1 protein-coding gene is annotated in these 7,073 nt (G+C 45.5%); it reads right to left on the reverse strand.

Annotated elements, in window-relative coordinates; translation table 11 throughout:
• Positions 1-7,039: SDR family oxidoreductase (locus UYC_RS0108360; RefSeq protein WP_157171224.1), on the reverse strand; the 7,039-nt coding region annotated here is incomplete at its 3' end.
• Between the last annotated feature and the right edge of the window lie 34 nt (positions 7,040-7,073).

The following is a 7,073-nucleotide window of genomic DNA, read 5'->3' on the forward strand; positions in this document are numbered from 1 at the left end:
TTAAAGTTTGGTGTGACTTGGAGCGTAAAAGTCCATCTTTTGTCACACCCGCAGCATGGAAAATCGCCTGCAAATGTGAGTGTTGAGCATAAACGCGGGCAAATAACCCAGACATCGCCACAAAATCACCAACATCCACCTGTTCCACACACACAAAGCTGCCCAAAGAAATAATTGTCTGCAAACGACGAATTTTGATGCTGGTAGAATCATCTTTTGGGTGTGTTTGTAGCCATTGTGACCACTGCTGTGGTGCTGGGAAAGAGGAACGTGTGGTCAAGATTAATTGCACCTGGCATTGCTGCGCTAGCCACGTGGCAACTTCTAAGCCGATTCCACCTAATCCACCTGTGATTAAATACACTCCTTGTGGTTGCACTTGCCAAGAAGAAGTGGTTAATGCTGAGTTGGGAATTGGTTTAAGAACTTTGTGCCAACGTTGTCCTTGGTTATAGGCGATTTGAGTTTGGGTAATGGGTGAGGTGATTTCTTGGTGTAGTTGCTCGACGAGTTGGTGAAGATTTGTTTGAGTGTCAAGTTGGATTTCGATGGCTTGGGTTTGTAGTTGGGGTATTTCTAGGGCGATGGTTTTGAGTAAGCCCCAAGTGGCTGCGCGTTCTGGTGCGCTAACTAGACTTGGTGCTTGGCTGTTGGCAGTAATCAGGCGCAATCTCAAGCCTTTGGGCAGGTATTGTTGAGTGACTAGTGCTTGAGCCAGGGAGAATAAGCTTTTTAGTCCTTGATTTAGTCCTTGTTCGAGGCTGAGAAGATTATGGGTGTCTGGTGGGGTTGTAGCTGTCCACAGGTGTATTATTTCTTGGATTTGTTGCTGTTGAATAAGGGTGGCTAGTTGCTGCCAGTGTTGGGGTTGAGTGGGGTTGAGGCTGTAGTTGTCTTGGTTATCGGTGCTGAATTCACTATTGGGGTATGCTGTAATGACGCGGATGCCGCTTTGGCGCAGGCTTTGGGCGAGGGCAGTGCCGATGCTGTCGCGTTCAATCAGCAGTAGTCGTGGCTTTTGGGTTTCTTGTTGCTGATTTGTGCTGATGATTGGGCTTGCTTCCCATTTCTGTTCGTACAGGTGCGATGCTACTATTTGTTTTTCCGGTGGTGTGCCTTCTTCTATCCAACAGCGCTGCCGCTCAAAGGGATAAGTGGGTAATGCTACTCGCTGTCTGACAAAACCTTGCTCTACTGCATCCCAATCTACCTCTACTCCTTGGCAGTAAAGATGAGCAAGTACTGCAAATAGTTCTCCATATTCACTTTCAGCCAATTTTAGAGCTTGATTTGCTTCGATTTTTAGTTCTGCTGCTAAGTGCGGTAGGATGTTGTCGGTAAAAAAGCTTCCCTGACACCATTGAGATAGTAATGCTTGGGCTGGAGTTGGTAATTGCTGCAATTTTGCTATGACTTCGGCAAGAGCAGTGTTGTTGGCAATGCTATCTGTGAAAATTTGTGCTGCTGACAAACTAGTTTGTTCTTGTTTGCTGGCAAAATTATGTAATTTATCTAACAACTGCTCTTTGCTATTCACGACTACCGCAAGGCGATGGCGGAAGTGAGTTCTGCCTGTGTTAGCGGTAAAGCAGATATCTCGCAGATCTGTTTCAGTGTCTGTGGTTAGAAATGTGAGATAGCGTCCTACCAAATTCTGCAAAGCCTCTGTACTACGGGCTGATAAGGTGAATATATGGGCAAGTCTATCTTGGGGAGAGCGCTCTAGCTTCGGTGTTGGTGCTTCCTGTAAAACTACGTGGGCATTGGTTCCACCCATACCAAACGCACTAATGGCAGCATACTTCTTGCCATTTGCGGGTTGCCAGGGACGCAAGCGATCGCTAATGTAAAAAGGCGTTGTTTCCAAATCTAGGTAAGGGTTGGGTTCTTGGATGTGCAGGGTGGGAGGAATTTGCCCATGCTTCATTGCCAGTAGTACTTTAACCAAACCCGCTAATCCCGAAGCTGGTTCTAGGTGTCCAATATTACTTTTAACTGCACCAATGGCACAGTAAGCAGATTTGTTTGTGTAGGTGCGAAATGCTTCTGTTAAGCCTTGGATTTCAATCGGATCGCCTAGTGAAGTTCCTGTGCCATGAGTTTCCACGTAGGTAATATGTTCGGGATTAACGCCACTGTACTGATAGGCGTCGAGAATCAAATCTGCTTGGGCGCGGGGGTTGGGTGCAGATAAACCATTAGAGCTACCATTGTGATTAATAGCCGAACCCTTGATTATGCCGTAAATGCGATCGCGATCGCTGAGGGCATCGCGTAAGGGTTTGAGTATGATGGCAGCAGCACCTTCCCCACTGACAAAACCATCAGCATGAAGGTCAAAGGTTTTACAGCGTCCATCTGGTGCTTGTGCTCGACCACCACTTAAACCAACATAATATTGAGGATCGAGTAAAACATTTACTGCCCCAACTAACGCCATCCGGCATTCTTTTTGCCGCAGGCTTTGACAAGCCAAGTGTAGGGCAACTAAAGAAGAAGAACACAATGTATCTACAAACAGGGATGGCCCCTGGAAGTTCATAAAATAGGAGAAGCGGTTGGGAATCAAGGCGAGGGCATTACCCAACAGCCCGGCAAAATCGCCCCGTAGGTGTGTCCTTGCACCAGCTTCTTTGTAGGAGGAATTGGTACATCCTACAAATACACCTGTTTTCGAGCCTTGCAGCTTGCTATTTCCGTAACCTGCATTTTCCAAAGCTTCCCAAGCTACTTCCATAAACAGGCGCTGCTGTGGATCGATTTTTTGGGCTTCTGCGGGATTGATGCGGAAAAACAACGGATCGAATTGGTCTATTTGACTGAGAAAACCGCCCCATTTACTGTAGGATTTACCTTGGGTTCCCGGCTGAGTGTGGTAGTAATTGCCCCAATTCCAGCGAGATGGGGGAATTTCAGTGACTGCATCGATACCCTGACGCAACAGTTCCCAAAATTCGTTAATAGAATCAGCACCAGGAAAACGACCGGCTATACCCACGATCGCAATATCTGTATCAGCTACGGTATCATCTTCCTGGGGTTCTGCTGCAGATGGTGTAACTAAGTTGGGAGTAGTGGCAGCGACTTTAGTGACAGCTGGTGAGGGTGAGTGCTGGGCATACAAGCTTTGTACTGATTCGCTGTGGGCATCCAACAGATAATTGGCTAGGGCTGTCACCGTTGGGTGTTCAAATACAACCGTTGGGCTGAAGGCAGGCAGGTTAAATACTTGCTTCAATCTACCCACTGCTTCCACTGCCATGAGAGAATCAACGCCCTGATCGACAAAGGTAGAATGCAAGTTCACCTCTTCTTTCCGTATGCCTATCACCTGTGCCAAGACTTCCACAATTTGGGAACTCAACCACGATCGCACTCCAGTAGTTTCAGTTTGGAGACGAGCTGGGGTGGGCAATGGTGGCAATTGTTCCTGATTTTGGACAACAGGAGTATTAGCAGTGAGAGATTTTTTTGTACTTTTTGCTGTCAATCTGGCTAGTATCAAACTTTGCCCAATTTTTGAGAGAGCAGTATTTTCACTAGGAAAAACACAAACATCTTGAAAACCTTGTTCTTGGAGAACACTACGCCATTGTTGCGATGTTAATAAGGGTGTCCCTTGCCGGAAGTCGTTGCCTTGGAATAACCACCAGCCTTTTGTTAAGCCAAAAGTCAAATCTAACCAACGCTGCGGGTGTGTGAGTTCAATTAACGCTAAGAAACCGTTAGGCTGGAGTAAATGGGCAACATTGGCGAGGGTGGATGTGATGTTACTGGTTGCGTGCAGTACATTGGCAGCTACAATCAGGTCGAAACTATTTGCTTCAAAGTCTAGAGTGTTTGCTGGTGTTTCAATATCCAAGCGGGCATATTGTACAAATGGATAGTCGGCGAACTTGCGTTTGGCAACTTTGAGAAAGACATCGGAATAATCTGTAAACCAATACTCTACTTTGTCAGCAGGCAAGGCAGGTAATATCGCCGTAGTTGTACCGCCAGTGCCAGCGCCAATTTCGAGAATCCGCAGACGTTTATTGCTTGGTAAATGCTTGATAATTTCTTGTACGCTTTGGCTAGCCAAGTGATTGTAGAACTGGGCAACAGGGCTGCGTTCATACAAATCCGTGAGGATTTCCATCGAACCATCGGGGAATAAAACTTGCAGTGGCTCAACTCTCCCCGCTAGGATATCGGCTAAACAGTTACCACAACGTTGGATTAACTGCAATTGAGCTTTGTCTTCCGGAAAACGGTTAATCAGTTCAGCGATCGCTTTTTCATCTAAATCTTGGGTGAGAGGCTGTTTGGCAACGTACATCTCACCTTGGAGTTTCAGTAGCCCATCAGCTACCAAAATCTGCAAGAAACGTTGCATTACAAGCTGATACTGAGGCAAAATTCTCCCTGATTGAGAAATTTCTGTTAGGGTATGCTGTTCACCTGCACGAGTAAACAACTGCCACTGTCCCAGTAATTTTTGCAAATAATAGACGGCAAGGCGATCTATCGCTTGGAATTTGCTAGTATCAGCCAATGCTGAGGAGGCTTTGGTAATTTCGGCTTGGATGTGTTGCACTACCTGCTGCCACCCATCTTCAGAAGCAGTTTTTGTTTCTGTTTTTCCTAATAAGGGCAAGACAGTCTGGTGCGGTGACAGCTTGACGATGCCAACTTGCGCAAGCTGCATCTGCAATGCTTGAACGAAAGCCCAAATACCCTCTTGATTAGTAATCGGCTCAATTCCCTTCTGTTTCAACAATTCGTGATATCGGGGCGTTGATACGACTCCTGTTTCTCCCCAAAAGCCCCAGTTAATAGACATAGCTGTTAAACCGTAAATCTGCCTGCGGTAGTGGGCGAGGCTATCCATAAAGGCATTTGCCGCCACATGATTTGCCTGCCCTGGCGAACCAATTATCGCTGCCATTGAGGAGAAAAGGACAAAAAAGTCTAGTGGTTCATCGGCAAGCAAGCGGTGTAAAATCCAAGCTCCTCGTACTTTTGGACGCAACACCATCTCAAAGGTGCTGCTATCCATATGTGCCAATGTTCGGTCTTCTAGTACACCCGCACAATGTACAATGCCGTGTAAAACACCATATTTTTCCTTGATGTCTTTGACGATCGCTGCCATTTGTGTTTCATCAGTGACATCACCAGCTACAGGGTATACTTCTGCTCCGTGCTTACGTAACAATAAAATATCCTGCAACTTTTTGGCTGTTGGGTGATCGGCATCGTTTTGTGCTAACCAGTGTTGCCATTCTTCTTGTTTTGGCAGAGGAGAGCGATTTACCAAGATGAGTTTGGGTTGACCAAAAGCTGCTAAATATTTGGCTATTTCCATTCCCAGACCACTTTGTCCACCTGTAATCAGGTATACTCCATCTGGGCGGGGTGTCCAAGTCGGGGTGGAGAGTTCGCTGGGCAACTGAGCAAGATGTGCAACCCAACGTTGCCCGTTGCGATCAGCAATCTCTGCTGTAGAAGTTGGCTGCGTCTGAAATTCTTCCCAAACTGTCTCAGCTAGAGTTTCGCTCGTATTACCTTCAAATTGCAAATCGAGGCAGCGTGTGGTGATAAAAGGTAATTCTTTAGATACTACTCTTGCCACACCTAACAGAGACGCCTTATCGGGCGCAATATGGGCATCAGCGTTATTGACACTTTGAGCATGGGTGGAGAGAACCCATAGTTCCAACGACTGGGGAGGCAACTTTGCTACCGCTTGCGTCAAGTAGAGCAAACTATAAGCACCAAATTGCAGATTGGCTTCAATTTCCTCAACGGTTAATTCCTCAAATTCAGGAGCAGTACACGTCCAAAGGTGGAAAATGCCTTTGAGGTTAGAAAAATGACTGTTGACTGATGCTAGCAAGCGATCGTAATCGGCACTTGATTCAGGATCGATGATGTACTTGTGTTTGCTCAATACCTGAAACTTTCTCCCAGGCTTCACTTGGATGCAACAATTGCCTTGAGACGTTAATTTTTGGCTGAGGGTATTGCCAATATTTAGTTCATCAGTCAATAATATCCAAGTTCCTTTGGGTAAAGACCGTTTTTCATCTCTTGGTTGCGCCAACCACTGAATTTGATAGAACCAATCCTTAGCACTTGGGGGTTGAATTACTGGAGTTTGCCCAAAGCTGTGTGTTTGAGTCACTCGTTTAGCACACACTTGATTGAAGGTGACTAAGATTTGACCATTTTCATTGCACAATATAATATCGGCAACTAAGATATCTGCGTTATTTTGAGGCTGAGATGATAATTGAGTCCAACACCACACCCGCTGGGGCAGTTCTCTAAAAACTTGAATTTGTTCTATACAGTAAGGTAGGTAAGGATGCTGTTCTTTGCTTTCTTGACTAAATTCCAAGGTAGCAATAGTCTGCAATGCTCCATCTACTATGGCTGGATGCAATATATATTCTTGTTGATTTGACCAAATCTGAGGTAATTCTAAAAGAGCCAATACACTGCTGGAGCTAGTATAAATTTCTTTTACTGGTTGCAGTGCTGCTCCATACATCATTCCTAAGGAACAGAAATCTGCATACATTTGTTGAGGTGTTAGGGAAGAGCAAGGATGTTGGCGCTTCAACTCGGTAATATTTAAACTCTCTATAGCCGTCAGTTGTGTTATGGGTGTGAGAGTACCACTGAAATGCTGTGTCCAATTGTGGTCTTTTTTGGGCAAACTGACTACCCTAAAAGAAGTTTCTTGATTTTCTGGTTCTAGGAGAGTTTGTACTAATACCTCAGCGCGATCGCTAACTATTAAAGGCTTAGACGCCACAATATTCTTTAATGTATAACCAATCTGACCTTGAGTGTGTTTTTGGGCTGCTAGTATCATTTCTAAATATGCAGCCAGAGGAAGTACACTCGTTCCTAAGATTTGGTGTGCTTGTAATAAGTAATTACCCTGTAGTGTCAGTCGCTTTTGGTAACAAAGAGTTTGCGAATTTACCAATGCTGCTCCGATCGCTATCTGTTCGTCGATGAGGGGATGAAGTTGATTTGGCTTAGGCAATTGGTTTTTCGGTTCGTACCAATAACGTTGACGC

Source organism: Chlorogloeopsis fritschii PCC 6912 (assembly GCF_000317285.1).
GTDB classification, from domain to species: Bacteria; Cyanobacteriota; Cyanobacteriia; order Cyanobacteriales; family Nostocaceae; genus Chlorogloeopsis; species Chlorogloeopsis fritschii.